18 protein-coding genes are annotated in these 17,646 nt (G+C 39.3%); 1 reads left to right on the top strand and 17 read right to left on the bottom strand.

Annotated features, from left to right (window positions below; all coding sequences use genetic code 11):
• Positions 1–209: 209 nt before the first annotated feature.
• The 15 genes from ACVX3R_RS04760 to eno all read right to left on the bottom strand — a co-directional run bounded on the left by ACVX3R_RS04760 (position 210) and on the right by eno (position 15,266).
• On the bottom strand, positions 210–1,202 hold the full coding sequence (locus ACVX3R_RS04760; protein ID WP_206283670.1) for an alpha-ketoacid dehydrogenase subunit beta: 993 nt from the start codon (positions 1,200–1,202) through the stop codon (positions 210–212).
• A 16-nt stretch (positions 1,203–1,218) separates the two neighbouring features.
• Positions 1,219–2,187, bottom strand: coding sequence for a thiamine pyrophosphate-dependent dehydrogenase E1 component subunit alpha (locus tag ACVX3R_RS04755; protein WP_269798453.1), 969 nt, complete (start codon positions 2,185–2,187; stop codon positions 1,219–1,221).
• A gap of 178 nt (positions 2,188–2,365) precedes the next feature.
• Positions 2,366–3,706, bottom strand: coding sequence for an MATE family efflux transporter (locus ACVX3R_RS04750; RefSeq protein ID WP_458795638.1), 1,341 nt, complete (start codon positions 3,704–3,706; stop codon positions 2,366–2,368).
• A 41-nt stretch (positions 3,707–3,747) separates the two neighbouring features.
• On the bottom strand, positions 3,748–5,016 hold the full coding sequence (locus ACVX3R_RS04745) for a dihydroorotase (protein ID WP_458795637.1): 1,269 nt from the start codon (positions 5,014–5,016) through the stop codon (positions 3,748–3,750).
• 12 nt (positions 5,017–5,028) lie between these two features.
• Positions 5,029–5,493, bottom strand: coding sequence for an NUDIX hydrolase (locus ACVX3R_RS04740; RefSeq protein WP_001135762.1), 465 nt, complete (start codon positions 5,491–5,493; stop codon positions 5,029–5,031).
• A 9-nt stretch (positions 5,494–5,502) separates the two neighbouring features.
• Positions 5,503–6,156 carry a uracil-DNA glycosylase gene (locus ACVX3R_RS04735; protein ID WP_458623666.1) on the bottom strand — a complete coding sequence of 218 codons (654 nt, stop codon included), beginning with the start codon at positions 6,154–6,156 and terminating at the stop codon, positions 5,503–5,505.
• A 61-nt stretch (positions 6,157–6,217) separates the two neighbouring features.
• Positions 6,218–6,910: a pyrimidine 5'-nucleotidase PynA gene (pynA, locus tag ACVX3R_RS04730; protein ID WP_295588762.1), complete on the bottom strand. Its 693-nt coding sequence runs from the start codon at positions 6,908–6,910 to the stop codon at positions 6,218–6,220.
• 46 nt (positions 6,911–6,956) lie between these two features.
• Positions 6,957–7,535, bottom strand: coding sequence for a hypothetical protein (locus tag ACVX3R_RS04725; protein WP_458795636.1), 579 nt, complete (start codon positions 7,533–7,535; stop codon positions 6,957–6,959).
• Between the two features lie 35 nt (positions 7,536–7,570).
• Positions 7,571–9,340, bottom strand: coding sequence for a DUF262 domain-containing protein (locus ACVX3R_RS04720; protein ID WP_458795635.1), 1,770 nt, complete (start codon positions 9,338–9,340; stop codon positions 7,571–7,573).
• A gap of 307 nt (positions 9,341–9,647) precedes the next feature.
• Complete coding sequence (locus tag ACVX3R_RS04715; RefSeq protein ID WP_458795634.1) at positions 9,648–10,151, bottom strand: hypothetical protein; 504 nt, start codon at positions 10,149–10,151, stop codon at positions 9,648–9,650.
• Positions 10,152–10,435: 284 nt separating this feature from the next.
• A complete protein-coding gene (locus ACVX3R_RS04710; protein ID WP_001137922.1) occupies positions 10,436–10,978 on the bottom strand; it encodes a ClbS/DfsB family four-helix bundle protein in 543 nt (180 codons plus the stop codon).
• Between the two features lie 121 nt (positions 10,979–11,099).
• Entirely contained in the window at positions 11,100–12,014 is a 915-nt protein-coding gene (locus ACVX3R_RS04705) for a peptidase (protein WP_458795633.1), read from the bottom strand.
• 238 nt (positions 12,015–12,252) lie between these two features.
• Entirely contained in the window at positions 12,253–13,089 is an 837-nt protein-coding gene (locus ACVX3R_RS04700) for an AraC family transcriptional regulator (RefSeq protein WP_458795632.1), read from the bottom strand.
• A 203-nt stretch (positions 13,090–13,292) separates the two neighbouring features.
• Positions 13,293–13,787: a YkgJ family cysteine cluster protein gene (locus ACVX3R_RS04695; RefSeq protein ID WP_173258280.1), complete on the bottom strand. Its 495-nt coding sequence runs from the start codon at positions 13,785–13,787 to the stop codon at positions 13,293–13,295.
• Positions 13,788–13,961: 174 nt separating this feature from the next.
• Entirely contained in the window at positions 13,962–15,266 is a 1,305-nt protein-coding gene (eno, locus tag ACVX3R_RS04690; protein WP_000022823.1) for a surface-displayed alpha-enolase, read from the bottom strand.
• A gap of 162 nt (positions 15,267–15,428) precedes the next feature.
• Between eno and ACVX3R_RS04685 the strand changes: the two genes are divergently transcribed.
• Positions 15,429–15,875 carry a DUF1694 domain-containing protein gene (locus ACVX3R_RS04685; protein ID WP_458795631.1) on the top strand — a complete coding sequence of 149 codons (447 nt, stop codon included), beginning with the start codon at positions 15,429–15,431 and terminating at the stop codon, positions 15,873–15,875.
• Here the strand turns inward: ACVX3R_RS04685 and ACVX3R_RS04680 are convergent.
• Together ACVX3R_RS04680 and serB are read right to left on the bottom strand one after the other, a co-directional pair.
• Positions 15,872–16,987: a glycerate kinase gene (locus ACVX3R_RS04680; protein ID WP_458795630.1), complete on the bottom strand. Its 1,116-nt coding sequence runs from the start codon at positions 16,985–16,987 to the stop codon at positions 15,872–15,874. The two genes, ACVX3R_RS04685 and ACVX3R_RS04680, sit on opposite strands and share 4 nt — an antisense overlap.
• A gap of 9 nt (positions 16,988–16,996) precedes the next feature.
• The gene (serB, locus tag ACVX3R_RS04675; RefSeq protein ID WP_458795629.1) at positions 16,997–17,641 is read right to left on the bottom strand and encodes a phosphoserine phosphatase SerB; all 645 of its coding nucleotides are present in this window, start codon (positions 17,639–17,641) and stop codon (positions 16,997–16,999) included.
• Positions 17,642–17,646: the final 5 nt, after the last annotated feature.

Here is a 17,646-nt window from a genome sequence, read left to right as displayed (position 1 = left end):
ACAAGCAACTTGGGTACAACACGTATCTCAAGTTGCTACGGTTGCCGCTATTAGGCGGCCAACCTAGTAGACTTACTAATTCATTCGTCGAATATTATCGATTCGACTCACTCATGTCGCAACTGTATATATAACTTGGATACAAAACATATTTCAAGTTATTAAAGTTAAAAATCTCTAGAATATTACATAATTTAATTTATGCAATATTATTCTTTGTTGTAAGTTTTTCGGATGGCATCTTTGATGCTTTCAACTGTTGGAATCATTGCATTTTCTAGATTTTGTGCATAAGGCATTGGCACATCTTCTCCTGCACAACGGCGGATTGGTGCATCTAGATAATCAAATGCTTCTGATTCTGAAATAATTGCTGAAATCTCTCCGATATAGCCACTTGTTTTGTGGGCATCGTTGACAAGCACCACCTTACCAGTCTTCTTCACTGAGTTAATGATGATATCCTTATCAAGCGGTACAAGGGTACGTGGGTCCACAATTTCAACTGAAATTCCTTCTTCTGCCAATTCTTCGGCAGCTTGAACCACACGGCGAAGCATTTTTCCATAAGTAACGACTGTTACATCTGTACCTTCGCGTTTGATTTCTCCAACTCCAAGTGGGATTGTGTAATCTGGATCAATTGGCACTTCCCCTTTTTGGTTAAATTCGGACTTGTACTCAAGGATGATAACAGGGTTATTATCGCGGATAGAAGACTTGAGAAGTCCTTTCATGTCCGCAGGTGTACCTGGAGCTACAACCTTAAGTCCAGGGATGTGTGTGAACCAAGACTCCAAAGACTGAGAGTGCTGGGCTGCAGAACCGACACCGTTACCAGCTGCACATCGGACAGTCATTGGAACCTGACCTTTACCACCAAACATATAACGTGTTTTAGCAGCTTGGTTGACGATATTGTCCATGGCAATAACCGAGAAGTCCATGAAGGTCATATCAACGATTGGACGAAGCCCTGTCATGGCTGCTCCTGCTGCTGCTCCCGAAATAGCAGCTTCAGAAATCGGACAGTCACGAACACGTTCTGGACCAAATTCTTCGAGCATTCCAACAGAAGTACCGAAGTCTCCTCCGAAGACACCGACATCTTCTCCCATCAAGAATACATTTTCATCGCGACGCATTTCCTCAGACATAGCAAGGATAATGGTGTCACGGAAGGACATTGTTTTTGTTTCCATTTTTATCTCTTTCTCCTTAGTCTGCGTAAATATCTTCAAATGCTGATTCAAGTGGTGGGAATGGACTTTCTTCTGCAAATTTAACAGAGGCTTCTACTGCTTCCTTGACTTGTGCTTGAATTTCTTCCAATTCTTCTGCACTTGCAATGTTGTTTTCAATGAGGTATTTGCGAAGGTTTTCGATTGGGTCTTTTTGTTTCCACAATTCCACTTCTTCGCGAGTACGATATTTACCAGGGTCAGATGATGAGTGACCAAGCCAACGATAAGTGACACTTTCAATCAAGACTGGCCCATTGCCACCGCGAACATGGTCTACAGCTTTCTTAAATCCTTCATAGACATCGATGACGTTATTGCCATCTTCAATAAACATTCCAGGAATTCCATAAGCTGCGCTACGGTGATGGATATGTTCTACATTGGTCATTTTTTTGATGTCCGCAGAGATACCATAACCGTTGTTAATGCAGTAGAAAATCACTGGAAGGTTCCAGATAGAAGCCATGTTCACTGCTTCGTGGAAGACACCTTCGTTGGTCGCGCCATCTCCAAAGAAGCAAACGACGATTTTTCCAGTGTTCTGCATTTGCTGACTGAGGGCTGCACCAACAGCGATTCCCATACCACCACCTACGATACCATTGGCACCAAGGTTACCAGCATCAAGGTCAGCAATGTGCATGGAACCACCTTTTCCTTTACAAGTACCGGTGTACTTACCAAGGATTTCAGCCATCATTCCGTTGAGGTCGATTCCTTTGGCGATAGCTTGTCCATGACCACGGTGGTTTGAGGTGATCAGATCATCTGGATTGAGAGCCAACATAGCACCCACGTTAGCTGCCTCTTCTCCGACAGAAAAGTGAGTCATACCAGGAACTTTTCCCTTTTTCACTAACTGAGCAATTTTTAAGTCCATACGACGGATTTCTTCCATCTTACGGAACATTTCTAGCAAAAGATTTTTATCTAAAGTTGACATCTTCTTGCCTTTCTAACTTTGTTCTTACCTTACTATTTTACCGTTTTTAGAAAGCACTGTCAAAGTATATGACCGATAAAATTTCACAAGGTGAAAAAATAAATCCCCGTTTTAACAGGGATTTTCTTTAGTTAGAGTGTTTTTTCACAAAGTTATTTTTCAGGATATTTTCTAAAAATTAGCTCAATCTTTTCATTATGGATTTCAAACGCCATTGATACAAACAACCAGAAATAATCAAGCTGGCAATTAACCCAATCCAGTAGGCATATGCTCCTAAGTCAGTTGCCTGATCTAGTAAATATCCTAGAGGTATCGCTGCTCCCCAATACCCGATTAGACCAAGATAGAAAGGAACGATAGTGTCCTTGTATCCTCTTAAAATCCCCTGGAGTGGTGCCGCAAAGCTATCTGCTAACTGGAAGAAGAGACTGTAAGTCAGAAATACAGCAGTTGTTTCAATGAACTGAGGGTCATTTCCATATAGACTTGCTACACGATCTCTAAAAATGTAGAGAAAGGACAGGGTGAGACCTGCAAAAATAAGGGCTGTTATTCTCCCCAAACGAGCATAGGTTTTTGCATCCCCAAAACGTTTAGCCCCCACCTCGTAAGACACAACAATTGCCATAGCAGAGGAAATACTCATGGGAAAAGCGTACATGAGACTCGAAAAATTCATAGCTGACTGGTGACTGGCGATGATGAGCGATGAAAATTTAGCCATGATTAGTCCCACCACGGAGAAAATAGCCACTTCCGCAAAGACGGTTCCCCCAATTGGTAGACCTAACCGAACACCTTCCTTGATTTTATCTATATTGAGTGGGATACGTTTTTCAAGATGTAACGCTTTTAATCTTTCATGTTTGAACAAAACAAGCAGGGAAATGCCCAATAAAACCCAATAGGCTAACGAAGTTCCCAGCCCTGCTCCTGCTCCACCTAACTCTGGAAACCCAAAGGCACCGTAAATTAACAAATAGTTAAATCCACAATTTAAAGGTAGCAATAAGAGCATGAGGTACATAGATAGCTTGGTCAGACCGAGTGAATCAAGTAGCGATCGGATAACACTGAAAAGCAACAAGGGAATAATTCCGATAGACAAATACCAAAGATAAGAAACCGAAACTGCTGCCACTTGTTCTTCTAGTCCAATATGGTTTAAAACGGGGGGCGCTAAGAATATTACCATCCCAAGCAAAATCAAAGACAATACAAAAGCCAAATAGATAAATTGGTAAAAGTCAGATGCTACTTCTTCCTTTTTACCTCGTCCTAGATGATGGCCGATGATAGGAACCATAGCCGAAACAATCCCTGTTAAAAAAGTGAAGAAAGGATTCCATAGACTCGTTGCAGTTGAAACACCAGCCAAGTCCATGGTATTGTACTGCCCAGCCATGGTTGTATCGACAAAAGAGGCAGAATAATTGGCAAATTGATAAATCAGGATAGGAAAAAATATCTTAAGAAATAAGACAAACCTCTCTTTAAATTGATGGGTTGGATACATATACGCTCTCTATTCTTATCATTTTCAGAGCAGAATCCCATCTAGTTTTGGTAGACGATTTGTCCCTTACAGATAGTATATTTGACCTGCCCTTTTAAGGTTTCACCAATAAATGGTGAATTGGCTGATTTTGAAGCAAAGTCTGGACCAACAGTACGATCAGCCTTGTCATCAAAGATAGTGATATCAGCTGGACCATTCTCAGCCAAGTAGCCTGCTTCAAAGTTGTACAATTTAGCTGGATTGACAGTCATTTTTTCTAGTAATTCCATCAAGCTTAGTTCACCAGCTTCCACCAAATAAGTCAAACCAAGAGAAAGAGAGGTTTCCAAACCAGTCATACCAGATGGTGCTTTGGTAATATCCTCTACATTCTTCTCATCTGCATGGTGAGGCGCGTGGTCTGTCGCGATTACAGAAATGACTCCCGATTTGAGACCTTCGATCACGGCACGACGATCTGATTCCAAACGAAGCGGAGGGTTCATTTTGGCATTGCTACCTTGAGTTAAAAGAAGAGTTTCTGTCTTAGAAAAATGTTGTGGTGCCACTTCTGCTGTGACTTGGGCCCCCAAACCTTGAGCGAACTCCACTACCTTGACACTTTCCTCCTTAGACAAATGCTGGATATGAACATGAGCCTTTGTTGCATAGGCAATCATAACATCACGCGCAATCATAGCGTATTCTGCTACCCCTGTCGCACCACAGATCTTGAAGTGGTCTTTAGCAATGTTTTCGTTGAAGCCAAGAATGCCGTTTAAGCCGGGATCTTCCTCGTGTAGACAAACAAAGGTGCCAAGTTTTTTAGCAGTTTCCAAGGCTTCTTTGAGAACCTTACTGCTTTCAAGTGGAATACCATCATCTGAGAAACCAACTGCTCCAGCTTCCAAAAGTGCCTTAAAGTCAGTTAAGTCTTGGCCATTAAAATTCTTAGTAATGGTCGCAACCGTCTTAACATTGATTTTCTCTTTAGCAGCTGACTGAAGAACTTCTTGCAAAGTCTCCACGTCTGAGATGGTTGGATTGGTATTAGCCATCATGACGACCGTTGTAAAACCACCTGCAGCGGCTGCTAGAGCACCAGTATGGATATCCTCCTTGTGGGTCTGACCAGGTTCACGAAAATGAACATGAATATCCACGAGTCCAGGCGCAACTACAAGCCCAGTAGCATCAATCAGTTCTGCTCCTTCTTCCTTAATTTCAGGCGCAATTTTGACAATTTTCCCATCTTGGACCAAAACATCACACACTTGATCCAAACCAGACTTGGGATCCATTACACGACCATTTTTGATTAGTAACATAGCTCTACTCCTTTATTCATAAAAATCAACTTGGGTATCCAACAATTTATCTCCATCATACACAAACTTAGCTGAAAAGAAGGGTTTATCCTCTAAAAGCCACTCAACAAAGGTGTGGTCCCCTTCCCAAGTCGGCTTGCTCAAGACTTCATCATAGGGAACCCATTCCAGCGTCCCCTCATTGCAGTCAATCAAGTCCCCCTCAAACTCCGTTACCTTAAAAACATAGGTGTACCAGTCTAAATCAGGCGTGAACTCAGGAAAAGTGATAACGCCTTTTAGCACAGGCTTACCTTTCAAACCTGTTTCTTCGAAGATTTCACGCGCTGCGCATTCTTGAGGTGTCTCCCCTCGCTCTAACTTACCACCCACACCAATCCATTTGCCTTCATGGACATCATTCGGCTTCTTATTGCGATGCAGCATGAGCAGTTCTTTTCCGTTATCAATGTAGCAAATCGTCGCTAACTGAGGCATATTCTCTCCTTATCTAAGCCAATCAATTGGCACTTGTCCTGTCTCTTTTAAAAATGCATTAGCCTTAGAAAAAGGCTTGGAACCCCAAAATCCTCTGAAAACAGATAAAGGACTGGGATGGGCTGATTCGATAATCAAGTGGTGAGGATTGGTAACCAAGGACTTCTTCTTGCGTGCATAAGCGCCCCAGAGTACAAAGACCACTGGCCTATCCAGATTATTGACAACCTGAATCACAGCATCTGTAAAAGGCTCCCATATCAGCCCAGCATGACCATTGGCCTGGCCGGCAGGAACGGTCAAACAGGCATTGAGAAGTAAAACTCCTTGCTCAGCCCAAGCTGTCAAATCATGAGATTTCTTAACGCCAAGATCATCTGCTAATTCTTTCAGAATATTTTGCAAGGATGGCGGAGCTGGAATGGTATCCGGTACAGAAAAACTCAAACCCTGCGCCTGACCTTGCCCGTGATAGGGGTCTTGCCCTAGAATCACCACCTTAACTTCTTCAAGCGGTGTAGTCAATAGAGCCTGAAAAACTTTTTCCTTGGGTGGATAAACAGTTCCCTGAGCATAGACCTGGTTCATAAATTGATTGATTTTCCCGAAATACCCCTCAGGTAATTGCTCCTTAATCAAAGCATGCCAAGATGAGTGTTGCATCGCCAACTCCTTCGTTTTTACTGCTTCTATTATAGCAAAAAGTGGCTATCTAAACCACTTTTTACAGTTTATCCAAACAATCCAGCAAGTCTTGGTAAGAATGAGCTTCATAAGTCGGCTGGGCTTGTGTATTATTTTCCAGATGATGGGGATTGTACCAGATAGTATCAATACCAGCATTATTGCCACCTTGGATATCGGCGGTTAGAGAATCTCCAATCATCAGCGCCTTTTCTTTGATGAAGCCTTCAATCTGTTGACCGATTTTTTCATAGAATAGTGCGTCAGGCTTTTGTGTTTGCAATTGCTCGGAGATAAAGACTTGGTTGAAATAGGGAGCCAGACCAGATTGAGCCAAACGTCCTGTCTGAATGGCAGTAATCCCATTTGTCGCAGCGTATAGCTCATAATCTCTCTCGATGAGGCTGTCCAAGAGTTCATGAGCACCCGAAAGAGTTTGCCCCTGTTGGGCTAAGTAAAATTGATAACGCTGGGCGAGTAACGTACCGTCTTTACCCTGTCCGAAATAGGCAAATAAACGAGAAAAGCGCGTGTTAACCAGGTCTTGTTTACTGATTTTCTTTTGCTCCAAGTCCTTCCAGAGAGCCTTGTTCATAGGAACGTAATAGTCTTTATAGGCTTGAATATCCGCAACTCCTTCTTCTTTTAGAAGTTGCGTCAGAGCCACATCCTCAGCAGTATCGAAATCAAGCAAGGTATGGTCAAGGTCGAAAAGTAAAAATTTGTAGGGCAATTTAATGGTTTTCCTTTCTGAATCAGTAAATTTATCTTTCAATATATCATACTGCATCAGAACGATATATTGTTTTTTGAAGATTTAGATAATCCATCAAGTTAATAACTTTATTATTTTCTGCCACTTCTGAAATAGTATCAGTCTCAAATCCATTTGCTTGAGCAAATTGAATTGTATAATTATATACAAGATCAAACAACTCATCTATTTCAGAGTCTAGTTTTAAAGAAAGTAGTTCTTTTTGATTATCCTGTAAAAATTTTAAGAAATTATCAACCTCTACTTCACTTACTTTTCCTTTTTGTGCTAATTGAATGAAATGAAGTAGCTTTTCTATAAGTTGCTTTACAATCTTTTTATATCTATTAGAAATAAATGCATAATAAGCAACACCACCAACAGCTAGAATAGTTGCACCAATAGCTGTTACTAGCACATATTTATTTTTTGCAAGGCCTTTAACGACCTGTTGAGCTGGTTCTCCTGCCTTTACTTCTTTTAGATGCTTTACTATATGGCCGGATGAATTTCTGATTATTGAACCATATCGTTTATAAATTCCAGAGTCTAATCCTTTCTGAATATTCAATGGAATTTCTATAGTAACTTGATTTAATGACATAATTATAACTTACCTCTTAATTCTATCGTTCTAGTTTATTCAAAAATAAAATCAGCAATTCGTTTAGCAGCTTTTTCTGTTGCCATTTCAATATCAGTTTTAGTCCAAGTGTCATTTACATAATTAACAAGAGATTTAGCTATTGGGAACTTACTACCTATATATCCATGACCACTTGTGATTGTATTCTCTCTTTTTGTTCTAAACCAAGCATCTCCAATTCCACGATTAATTTCGGATTCAAGGAGAATCTTATTACCAAGCTTCTCAGCATAATCTCTAAATTCTTCCTGGCTTTCTAGTCCAGCATCTGACATAATATTTTCTCTATTCAAACCACTTTGCGGCATAATATGTTCAATATCAATATTCCCATCTAAATTAAAGTTAATACCTTTTTCCAATGCAAATAAGAATTCATTTACATAAAGAATCGAATTTGAAACGCCACTTTCAGTCAAAGTTTGTTTAACATCATCATAAATAAAATTGTCATGAATATGGTTTCTTATTTTTGAAATAAGTTCGTCAATTGAAATTGAATCGACTTGACTGTACAACAAATTTATTTCTTCTAGGAAGCCTTTAAAGAGTTTATGGCTATACGAGAGTTCAGATAATTCAATCAAAACTCCAAGTCTAAGTAAGTATTCCAGATATGTATTGTCTTGTCTGAAAAATAGATAACTACTAACAAAAGGTCTTAAATTACCGTTTAATTTGTTTATCAATTGACCATTGATAGTATCAGATACTCGTTCAAAATTGTTTATGATTGTATTTAGATTAGAAGTAAACAGAATATCTTCATTCAATAGATGCTTATTTTTTGAGAAAAAGGCTCTTATACCAGGATTTCTTCGATCAGCACTGTTTTGTTCTGAAAGTTTTACGAAAATATAATGAGTAATTAACGCATTTAAGTCTAATCTCGATGAATCGGTACGTTGTACAATCTCTTGCCAATTTTTTTCGAAATTTTTCCTATCTGATGCATTTGCTGTTGTCTTAGATACGATTACTTCAATTGGGGTCAATGGAACACCAGTCCCATTTAAAGAATTGAAAATATTTATTGCTTGATCGGTATTATAACTTGTAATGGTAATCACTTGGCAGTTATCAATAAAATGATTTGCAAAATTGATGAGTTTAAAAACATTCAAATCATCACACATATTATAAAAATATCTAAAGTTTTTATAAAAATTTGTATAACGATTATCTTTCTGACGACGATAAATTTGATAAACTCTCTCTTTAATCGAAGTGAAATCTCTACCTAACAAGATAGTAGTCATCTCACTAGCATATTTTTCTGAAATCGAATGATTTAGATACTTTATTCTATCATCGCTAGGATAATACAGTCCATCAACGAAATCATCTTTTTCGTCATCTGAAACATTGAAAAGCATTGTGACAATCTGCTCTTTAAGACCATTAAGACGTTTCACTAATCTGCGTGCATCAGTATCTAGAGTCGGTTGAAGTTCAAGCTCCTCATCAATCTTCAATAAGATTGCCTTAAGAAGTAACATAAATGTCGTTGTTCTTTGCTGACCATCAATCAAAGTTACTTCATGCTCTTCTCCAGATTCTTGAGCGATGAGAACAGCTCCAAAGAAATAATTGTCCTGGGAACTATCATCGAAATTTTCCATATGAAGATTAATATCTTCAATGAGTTGTTCACATTGTGCTACTTGCCAAGCATAGGGTCTCTGATAGGTAGGAATGTAAAATTCTGATTTTTCAAAATAAGTTTTGACTGTTTGTAAGGCCGGTTGAATATCGTTTCTCATTCAGATTCTCCAATAATTTATTCTGATAATATTATATCACGAAAACACTGACAATATAAATCAATACAAGTATGAAAGAAGGTAAAATTTTGTATAGCGATGACATCAAACTTACTTTTTTCCGCTCAATTAGTAACTTCAATTTCAATCCTCTAGAAAATCATTTGTAAGCAAAAAGTTTCAAAGAATAGAAATTTGTTGGGCATTTAGTTTTCTTCCTGAATATTCATTAAGAACATTATAGTATAAATGAAAATTTGAAGTTAACATTGTTTGAATAACTTAAACTCTCCAAAACTTCACTCCCCTACCCCAACTCCTTGGCTATTCTGCTCTTTTCAAGTTTCCCCTTGGTAATTCGTTTCCATAAAACAAGAGGATTCAGACTATAGGATAAGCGTACGAGGAAATAATTAACCCATTCGATAAGGGCAAAAAGCTGTATTAGTGTGGCTATAATACCCACTTGGACACTCGGTGTATTCCAGACTATAAAAGGAAAGCCTAAAATAAGTAAAACAAGGTCTAGTATTCTGAAACCACCATATAGTTTGGGGACACTACCTCTTCCGAACTGGGGATTCGACAGTCTTCTAATCAAAATCGCCCAATAGATTGAACCTTGAAGCAAAATAAATGTCAGTAAAGACAGAGGATAGAGAATGGTTACTAGACTATTCTCATCATCAAGCCGATTTTTCAAAAGGAAAAAACAAAACCAAAAGGATAGGACGGCTGTGAACTCTCCCAAACAGAGGGACACCAACTCTTTTCTAACTTTCTCTTTTTGTATGTTCATCATCTCACCCATCTATCTATCAACCTATATCAGAAAAAAGCCATTCGAGGCATTTTCTAGTCAAGATTTCTCAGAATCAAGACATTCTAAGCATCGAACAGCTCTATTACTTTAATATCATTGTAATTCTAAACTTAGAATTACATTAAAATAAATGTTTTAGGTCTATTCTAAGTCCATGATAACCTTAAATTTTAATTTTTGAAGGATTCTAAAGCTAGAATTGTTCAAAAATCACGAGAATGGAGCTATTCGAAGCTTAGAAGAACCTTTGGTGAATTTCAATAGCACTTCAACTAGCTATTCTTACAATTTCGCTGATGAGCTTTGAGTTTTTTCAGAGCCCAATCATAGTGACTGGAAGTGCTACTGACAAAGTAGGAGCCTAGACTTGTTCCTCCCGTCCACTTATAGACACCTTTTGTGAACAATTCGTCATTGCTGAAGCCTTCCATCAACTCTAAAACCTCTTCATGCGATTGATTGAGGAGTTTGGTTGCTTCTTCTAAGGACGTTCTCTGGTGCTTCTTCCAAAAAGCGACATTCATTTCCCCATAAGTTTTCCAATTATAAGGTTCAGGGAGAAAAGGTCTTTCATGACCCTTTTGATTGGAATGTACCCATGTCAAAAGTAACTGATGCCATTCATAGAGATGGATCAGAACATCTCTTAGATTTTTATCTCTTTTCCAGTGAGCTTCTTTTTTCTTTTGGTCTTTTGAAAAATCAAAAGGAGTCTGTAGTTCCTCTTCACTTAATTTAGATATAAAGTGATTGAGCTTTTCATAGTTTTCCTTAGAGGCTAACACTAATTCTTCTTTCGTTCTTGGTCTAGGCATAGGAGTTCTCCCTTCATTTTTAGTTGGATATGCTATTTCCTCACTTCATTATACCATAATCAAAAAGCAGTTCTTTACGAAAAACTGCTTTTACTGACTAGTTATTTTATGCTTATAGTCACTACTTTACATATAAATCTCTAAAGCGGTCATCCACTTCAGCTATCTGATAGAGCAAGTGGGCTAGCTCTTGGTAATCTTCTTTTAAACATGAAAGGTGGGCTTGACCAAATAGAGTAGCCAATTCTTCTTTTAACCTTACCCCTTCGGGATCATGGTTTTTTAAGAATTTACTGAGATAGAGATTTCGAACAGCAGCAAGTTTAAAGCTGAAATACTGATGCAATTGCTTTTGCTCCGTATTTAAGCCGTTTTCAGCAACTGCTTTTGCATAGCATTCCAAAACACCGTTTTGACCATTCAGATATCGGTTCTTCATAATCCTTGCTGTTTCCTGATAGATTTCAGTCTGACTAGGACTCTTGACCTTCTTAAAATTTCCCCACATGGAGTATGCTCCACGCTTATAGTCAATAGCTTCCGCCTTCCAAGCTTCTAAAATGTCATTAAAAGTAACCTTCATACAGGCAAAACCAGCTGGATCATGCAAATAGAGATGCTGACCATCAACAGCATACACAGTTACAAAGTGATCTACACCATAAAGGATTGTGTGATTGGGATTGTAAGTCAAATGGCCCATATCAAGAGGACCCAGTACGACAGGTCCATTAGACAGAAACGTTTCCAACTTTCCTTTAACCTCTTCCAAATCTACTTCCGCTCCATCTTTTAGATAGAATTCTTCAAAGTCAAACCCAAGTATTTTTAAGGAATGAGAGATGGAAAGGTCTGGCATTCCATTATCAAAGAATACTAAAGGGTGCACCTCATCTTCCTTCACGATACTAGCGCCATTTCCCATCACCATAATTGCCTCTAAAAACTCTGCTTTAAAGTCATAACCATAGGTTTCTAGTGCCATTGCCAATGAATAGCTATAGCAAAGCGACACATCTCCAAAATACATCTGCATATTCCTGCCTCCTTATCTTCTATGGGACTATTATACCGAGAAAACTATTCGTATGCCCCATAAAATCCAAACAAAAATTATGGTATGTTTGATTTATAGACATGAATTTCTTTATACTTAAATTTAAATTAAATTGTAATTCTTTTTTGCATAAGTTATTTCTCAAACAAAGAAAAACTCTGTAAAAGATACCTTCTACAGAGTCAGCTTTCCATCTTTATAAAAAATAGAAAATTATCTAGTCCTTGCTTACTGGTATCCAGAGTTCCATTTGATAGTCTGGTGACGACATATCTCCTTCAGTATAGACTTCAAAATCTGGCGCTCCTGAGTGGCGATAGCCTGTTTCTGGGAAAAAAACCTCCAAAACATACTTCCAAGCATTGTGAATGCTAGCTGGTATAGGACCTTTGACTGGGACGATAGCATATTCAGCTGCTGGGATGTCTTTGATTGACAGACCTAGTTCTTCTGCTTTCGCTTTATCCGTCACATCATAAACCGCCATGTAGTTAATGATTTCGCCTTCTTTCACATCCGAGCAGAGACCAAAGGATTGGCCACTTCCCAGACTCTCTAGACTTTCAAAGCTGTGATTTGCATAAAGCTGCTCCCATGCAGACGGGCATTGGCTATTGTCAATAGCTTCCAATAGAACGCCTGCCACGGTAAAAGCAGGTTTCTTTTGAATCTTGATATCCATGTTCTTTCCTCCTGTAATCTTTAAGGATAATTGAAGTCTAGGAAAGACCCGATAAGGTTTTCCATTTCGAACTTCTGAGGGGGTCGCACCATGGAATTTCTTAAAGGCTGCGCTGAAGGCATCCGCAGAGTCATAGCCGTATTTCAGCGCTATGTCAATGACTTTCTCAGTGCTTTCCCGCAAGTCTGTCACAGCTTCTGACAGCCTGCGATTGCGCAAATATTCTGCTAAAGTCATATCTGCTAGGATGGAAAAGAGCCTGCTAAAGAGAGGATAAGAATAGCCAGATAGCTGTTGAAATCTTTTCATATCCACTTCTGAAGTCAGTTGCTGCTCCAAATAATCCATGGTTTGATTGAATTGATGCATCATATTCGTTTCTTCTTACCTCCACAAGATACAAAAGACGTTAAAAGCAAAGTGAAAATAGGAAAATTGACGCTGGAGTTTCTGGTCCTAGGAAATTTTATCTTTTTCACACAGCTTTTAGGCCATGTTCAATTCTATCTATAGTCTATCAGATATCAGATACTTCCGCCCTAGAATATTTGTACAAGATTCAGAGGTGTATATTTCTATAACCTATCCTTTAATTTCTCAACAAAGAGATAAGCTGCTGGGCAGGTCAAGGTGTTCTTAATCGTCAAATGGTTGATTTGATGGATCTTTTTACGGTCTGTATGGGGAAATTCTCGGCAGGCCTTTGGACGAACATCATAGATAGAACAGAGATTGTCTCCTCCTAGAAAGGGGCAAGGCATAGATTTAAAAACCTTATCCCCATCTTCATCTACCTGTAAAAACTCAGCTTCAAAGGCTGGTAATTTCATCTTGAAATACTTAGCAATGCGAGTAATATCGGCTTCCTTAAAGTCGGGTCCCAAGGTCTTGCAACAGTTCGCGCAGGCAGTGCAATCAATCTCAGAAAAAACTTCTTGGTGAATTTGCTGAGCTATCTTATCTAAGTTTTTAGGAGGTTTTTTCTTTAGATCGGCTAACACTTTTCGGTGCTCCTTTTGCTTTTGCAAGGCTAACTGGTGGTAATACTCGATATCAATTTCTTTAGACATAGTTTCTTTCTAATACAAGTGTTTTTGTCTATTATACCATAAGTTATTTTTCATTTTTGAGTATTGCACACAAAAAGCCCTTCGGATAAAATCCGAGGGGCTTCAAACGTTGTTAAATCAACTGCCGAACTTTTGAATTTCAAGGTTCGGGATAAAATAGTTCACTGAACTATTTTATTTTTTAAGGTTGTAGAATGATTTCAATCCACGGTATTCAGCTACTTCACCAAGTTGGTCTTCGATACGAAGCAATTGGTTGTATTTAGCGATACGGTCTGTACGTGAAAGTGAACCAGTCTTGATTTGTCCTGCGTTAGTTGCAACTGCGATGTCAGCAATTGTTGAATCTTCAGTTTCACCTGAACGGTGTGATACAACAGCAGTATAGCCAGCTTCTTTTGCCATTTCGATAGCGTCGAATGTTTCAGTAAGAGTACCGATTTGGTTAACTTTGATAAGGATTGAGTTAGCAGCACCTTCTGCAATACCTTTTTCAAGGTAAGAAGTGTTTGTTACGAAGAAGTCGTCACCAACCAATTGTACTTTACCACCAAGACGTTCAGTAAGAGCTTTCCAACCGTCCCAGTCGTTTTCATCCATACCATCTTCGATAGTGATGATTGGGTATTTGTTTACCAATTCTTCAAGGTAGTCGATTTGTTCTGCAGCAGTACGTACAGCAGCGCCTTCACCTTCAAATTTAGTGTAGTCGTAAACTTTACGTTCTTCATCATAGAATTCTGATGAAGCACAGTCAAATCCGATAAATACGTCTTTACCAGGAACATATCCAGCAGCTTCGATTGCAGCAAGGATAGTTTCAACACCGTCTTCAGTTCCTTCGAAACGAGGAGCGAATCCACCTTCGTCACCTACGGCTGTTTCCAAACCACGTGATTTAAGGATTTTCTTAAGAGCGTGGAAGATTTCAGCACCCCAACGAAGAGCTTCTTTGAATGTTGGTGCACCAGCAGGTACGATCATGAATTCTTGGAAAGCGATTGGAGCGTCAGAGTGAGAACCACCGTTGATAATGTTCATCATTGGAGTTGGAAGAACTTTAGTGTTGAATCCACCAAGGTAGCTGTAAAGTGGGATTTCAAGGTAGTCAGCAGCAGCACGAGCTACAGCGATAGACACACCAAGGATTGCGTTTGCACCCAATTTACCTTTGTTAGGAGTACCGTCAAGTGCGATCATAGCACGGTCGATAGCTTGTTGGTCACGTACATCGTAGCCGATGATAGCTTCAGCGATGATGTTGTTTACGTTGTCAACAGCTTTTTGTGTACCAAGACCACCGTAACGAGATTTGTCACCGTCGCGAAGTTCAACTGCTTCGTGTTCACCAGTAGAAGCTCCTGATGGAACCATACCACGTCCGAAAGCACCTGATTCAGTATAAACTTCTACCTCAAGTGTTGGGTTACCGCGTGAGTCTAGGACTTCGCGAGCGTAAACATCAGTAATAATTGACATTTTTTACTCTCCTTTGAGTTAAATTTTTTACACCTCTATGATACCTCAAATACACGCCTTTTTCAAGGAAAAACGTTATCTTTGTGCAAATTTTCCTTAACTTTATAAAGTAATCGCTTTCTTTTGTCTGTTTTCATGCGATTTTTGTGATATACTGTTTTTATGACAGATTTATCAAAACAACTACTAGAAAAAGCTCATGGTGGGCCGAAATTAAACCCTGACGAACAACGCCGCTACCTCGGTACTTTCGAGGAAAGAGTTCTTGGATACGCGGATATCAGTACTGCCAATAGTCCTGAATTAGAACATGGATTTTTCTCTATTTTAGATGGTTTTCAAGAAAAGGTAGAGGAACTTTTTGTGAAAATCTCACCAAATATCGAGTTTGACAAACAAGTCTTTTACTTAAAACAAGCAAAGGAAAGCAACTGCCAGGCGACTATTGTTTCAGACGATCATATCACCTCTCCTTTTGGACTTGTCCTTCACACGAACGAACCTGTTCAAGTAGAAGAAAAAGACCTTAGACTTGCTTTTTCAAGCCTCTGGGAAGAGAAAAAGACAGAAACTCCTAAAAAATCAATCTGGAAAAAATGGTTAGGCTAATCCCTCCTCATATTTAATAAATGACCGATATTAGTAGCTGTATGCTCCAAATAGAGACTTGCATTTTTCAAACTATCTTTCAAAAGTTCACTTTTCTCTAAAATTGAAAAGGCTGCTTGTATATTTTCGAATGGTAGAGGAGGCAAATCCTCAGCAAGACTTCCGCAAATAGCGATAACAGGAACTCCGTTAGGGGTTCTTTTTGCTACACCGATAGGAGCTTTCCCAGCAAAGCTTTGACTGTCTAGCCTACCTTCTCCAACGATAACTAAATCAGCATCTTCAACTTTCTTGTCAAAGTCAATCAAGTCCAAACAAGTGTCAATCCCAGATACGATACTAGCCTCAGCAAAGGCGCAGAGACCAGCAGCAATACCCCCGCCAGCTCCTGCTCCTTTAAGAGACAGGGTTGAAGGTGAGAATTTTTCATAGAACTCCTGTATAGCCAGATCTACCGTCTCAAATAAAGCAGGATCCAAGCCCTTTTGTTTTCCAAATGTATAGGTTGCCCCTTGATGACCACATAGAGGGCTCACGACATCCGCTAAAATGCGGATTTTCACATCTTCAGGAATTCTATATAACTCGCTGTCTGAAACTGACTCGAACTCAAGCAAAGTCTGACCACAAGCTGGTAATTCCTTTCCATTCTTATCATAAAATCGATAACCTAAAGCGGCTGCAATACCAATTCCGCCATCATTACTTGCTGTACCGCCAACGCCAATATAGATTTCTTTCAGCCCTTGATTGACGAGGTGACAAATCAACTCTCCGATACCTCGAGTTTGGATGTGAATAGGATTTCGTTTCTCATTTGGAATCTTTCCAAGACCAACCAAGTCAGCAACTTCCAAGAGCGCCATTTGATCTTTTTGAAAGTAGCGCATGGATTCTTTTAGGCCAAAAGGCCCTGTCACCTCTTGCCATTTTTCTTCGAGGTCAAGAGAATGTCGAATAGCATCTACGGTTCCTTCCCCGCCATCACCAACAGGACAGAGCAGACATTCTACATCCGATATTGACTGTTCAAAGCCTTTTTTTATAGCTTGAGCGACCTCTTCTGCTGTCAAACTTTCTTTAAAAGAATCAGGTGCGATTACAATTTTCATAGTTCCCTCTCATTCTAAGAAATCAATCAAAGGAAGAACTTCCAAAAAATCCCTCGTATCTACATGACAAGCTATCTCTGCTTTTACGACCTCTTTGGCACAAAAGGCTATACCGTGGCCTGCTGTCTTTAACATCAAGAGGTCATTGGCACCATCACCGATAGCAATCGTTCTTTCTTTGGGTAGTTCTAATTCCTTTCTCCATTTCTCAAGAGTAGCATTTTTTACTTGACCTGTCACAATTTCACCAACTAATTTTCCTGTTAAAAAACCGTCTTTGACTTCCAACTGGTTAGCAGAGAAATAGGAGATACCAAGGGATTTAGCTAATCTCTCAACTATTGGACTAAATCCACCAGACACCAGACCGACTAGAATGCCATTCTTTTGAAGTATGGAGATAAATTCTTGAGCATTCTTGGACAGATGAATGGATTTGAAGACAGTATTAAAGACCGAAACCGGAAGGCCTTTTAACAAAGCTACCCTCGCTCGTAAACTTGTTTCAAAGTCCAGTTCCCCTCGCATTGCCTGGCTTGTAATCTGCGATATTTCTTCTTCGCAACCTGCTTCTCTTCCTAAAAGATCAATCACTTCTTCTGCTATCAGGGTGCCATCAACATCCATAACACAAAGTCCCTTTACTTGAGTCATCACTT

Source organism: Streptococcus sp. 517s (assembly GCF_054445985.1).
This window is presented reverse-complemented; position numbering and strand designations above follow the sequence as displayed.